General features: G+C 70.6%; 3 protein-coding genes. All 3 read left to right on the plus strand.

The features are described 5' to 3' along the window. A partial coding sequence (locus QJR14_09235) for a cbb3-type cytochrome c oxidase subunit I (GenBank protein ID MDI3317782.1) occupies positions 1-2,001 on the plus strand: 2,001 nt, incomplete at its 5' end. A 176-nt stretch (positions 2,002-2,177) separates the two neighbouring features. Beyond that, on the plus strand, positions 2,178-2,462 hold the full coding sequence (locus QJR14_09240) for a CopG family transcriptional regulator (protein MDI3317783.1): 285 nt from the start codon (positions 2,178-2,180) through the stop codon (positions 2,460-2,462). Beyond that, positions 2,459-2,854 carry a PIN domain-containing protein gene (locus QJR14_09245; protein MDI3317784.1) on the plus strand — a complete coding sequence of 132 codons (396 nt, stop codon included), beginning with the start codon at positions 2,459-2,461 and terminating at the stop codon, positions 2,852-2,854. The genes QJR14_09240 and QJR14_09245 overlap by 4 nt, the downstream gene beginning before the upstream one ends. Positions 2,855-3,054: the final 200 nt, after the last annotated feature.

Consider the following 3,054-nt stretch of genomic DNA (forward strand, 5'->3'; position numbering starts at 1 on the left):
GCGTACGCCGGGCTCGACGCCGGGGAGAAGGCGGCGGTGGACGCGGCGGTGGCGCAGGAGTTGAAGACGAACCGGTACGACCCGGCGACGAAGACGCTCCGCTTGAGCGCCGGCGAGGTGCAGGGGCTCGAGGCGGTCCGGGCCGCCACGGCGCAGCTCTTCCGGAACGGGCGGCCGGCGCAGGCGCTTCCTGCCGATGCGCTGACCGGCGCCTCGGCGGGCGACCTGCGCGACCTGGGCGACTTCTTCTTCTGGACCGCCTGGGTGAGCGCGGCGGAGCGGCCGGGGACGCCGGCGAGCTACACGAACAACTGGCCGTACGACCCGGCGGCCGGGAACACCGTCGCCTGGCCGGCGCTCTGGTGGAGCGCGGCCAGCGTGGCGCTCCTCATCCTCGCCTTCGGCGGCATCTTCTACTGGTACTTCGCCAAGAACCTGGGGATGCAGATGCGGGCGCCGGAGGAGGCGGCGGCGCTCGATCCGGGGTCGCTTCCTGTGACGCCGAGCCAGAGGAAGACGGCCAAGTACTTCGCGGTGGTGGCCGTCCTCTTTCTGCTGCAGACGCTGATGGGCGCCTACATGGCGCACTCCTACGTGGAGGGGACGCGCTTCTACGGCCTCGAGATCGGTTCCTGGTTCCCCTACAACGTGGCGCGGACCTGGCACCTGCAGCTGGCCGTCCTCTGGATCGCCACCGCCTGGCTGGGCATGGGGCTCTACATCGCGCCGCTGGTGAGCGGGAAGGAGCCGCGCCGGCAGGGGCTCCTGGTCGACCTCCTCTTCGGCGCCCTGGTCGTGGTGACGCTGGGAAGCCTCCTCGGCGAGTGGCTGGGCGTCCGGAACGTCTTCGGGCGGCTCTGGTTCTGGCTCGGCAACCAGGGCTGGAACTACCTCGAGCTGGGGCGGCTCTGGCAGATCCTCCTCTTCGCCGGCATGCTGATCTGGCTCGCCATCGTCTACCGCGCGCTGAAGCCGGCGCTCCGCGCGGAGTCGGACCGGGGCGGGCTGACGCACCTCCTCTTCTACACGGCCGTGACCATCCCGGCCTTCTACGTCTTCGGCTTCCTGGTCAACCCGGGGGTGAGCGTCACCTTCTCGGACTACTGGCGCTGGTGGGTGATCCACCTCTGGGTGGAGGGGATGTTCGAGACGTTCGCGGTGGCGGTGATCGGCTTCCTGATGGTCCACCTGGGGCTGGCGACGCGCCGCTCGACGGTGCGCGCGCTCTACTTCCAGTTCGCCATCCTGCTGGGCTCGGGGATCGTCGGCACCGGCCACCACTACTACTGGATCGGCGCGCCGGAGATGTGGATCGGCCTGGGCGCGGTCTTCTCGGCGCTCGAGGTGATCCCGCTGACGCTCCTGATCGGCGAGGCGTGGGAGCAGGTGCGGGTGCTCCGGCGCGGCGGGCGGGGCTTCGCCTACGCCGACGCCTTCCGCTTCCTGGTGGCGACGGGCGTCTGGAACCTGGTGGGCGCGGGCGTGCTGGGCTTCCTGATCAACCTGCCGGTGGTGGCCTACTTCGAGCACGGCTCCTGGCTGACGCTGGCGCACGCGCACGGGGCGCTGATGGGCGTCTACGGCATGTTCGCCATCGCGCTGGCGCTCTTCGCGCTGCGGAACGTCGTCGAGCCGGCCGCCTGGGCCCGCCACGAGCGGCTGCTGCGGCTCTCGTTCTGGGGGCTGAACGCGGGGCTGGTCGGGATGATCGTGATGACGCTCCTGCCGGTGGGCTTCCTGCAGCTGGCGGAGGCGTTCCGGAGCGGCTTCTTCGCGGCGCGGTCGCTGGCCTTCTACCAGGAGCCGCTGGTGCACGCGCTGCTCTGGCTGCGGATCGTGCCGGACACGGTCTTCATCGCGCTGGGCGTGGTGCCGTTCCTGATCTTCGCGGTGCGGGCGCTCTTTCACCTGCGGGCGGTGACGCGGGGGGCGCAGGGCGCCGAGGGCGAGGCGGCTGTCGGTGACGCGGGGGCTGCCGGTGGCGCGGCGGCGGGGCGGTAAGGTGCGGACGGAGTGGGGCGGGGCAGGGCGGGGCGGCTACCGTTTGGGAGCGCGCGGGGGTGCTCCGGAGACGCGGCGCGGAAATGCCATCATGATGGCAGAAATGCCATCATGAGTGCTATTCTTGGAGCGGTGACCCCAACCCTGTATGTGCGCTCGTGCGGAGGGTGAGGCCGATGGTCCGCATGCAGGTCCAGCTGACGGAAAAGCAGGTACGCAATCTGCGGCAGATCGCCGAGCTGCGCCACGTCTCCGTGGCCCGGCTGGTGCGCGAAGCCGTCGACCTCTACCTGCTCCGCTCGATGCCGGACCGCCCGAGGGCCCTGGCGCGCGCGGCGGCGGTGATCGGCAAGTTCTCCTCGCGCCGGCGGGAGACTTCCCGGAAGCACGACCGCTACCTGGCGGAAGCGTTCGGCTCCACGCAAGAGGCGCCCCGCTCTCCCGAGGTGCCCCAAGAATGATTTTCATCGATAGCCCTGCCCTCTACGCGCTCCTCGATCGCGACGACCGGAACCATCGCGCGGCCCGGGCGATCTGGACGCACATCGTGCACGGCGGGGAAGCGCTCCTGACCCACAACTACGTCCTGCTCGAGGCGCTCGCCCTGATCCAGCACCGGCTTGGTCTGGAGGCGGTGCGGGCGCTCCACGAGGCGATCCTTCCTCTGGTGACGGTCGTCTGGGTCGACGAGGCGCTCCACGCGCGCGCGGTGGCTGCTTGGCTCGCCTCGCCGCGCGAGGGTGAGAGCCTGGTCGACCGCATCAGCGTCGAGGTGATCCGCCTGCGCGAGTGCCGCGCGATCTTCACGTTCGACGAAGCGTTCGCGGCCGAGGGCATCCCGTTGGCGGGGTAGCCGTCGGCGCGCGCGGGGGGACCCGGGAGGTCAGGCACGGAAATGACATCATGATGGCGGAAATGCCATCATCCAGGCAGTTCCGTACCCCCGCCTCCGCTGATCCTCCGCGTGCAGGTTTGGCCTACGCGCCGGAGGCCGCCGCGACCAGCCGCGCCGCCACCTCGGGGTAGCCCGCGAAGTGCACGTGGACGTAGGAA

Source organism: Bacillota bacterium (assembly GCA_029961055.1).
Lineage (GTDB): Bacteria > Bacillota > Sulfobacillia > JAIMAT01 > JAIMAT01 > JAIMAT01.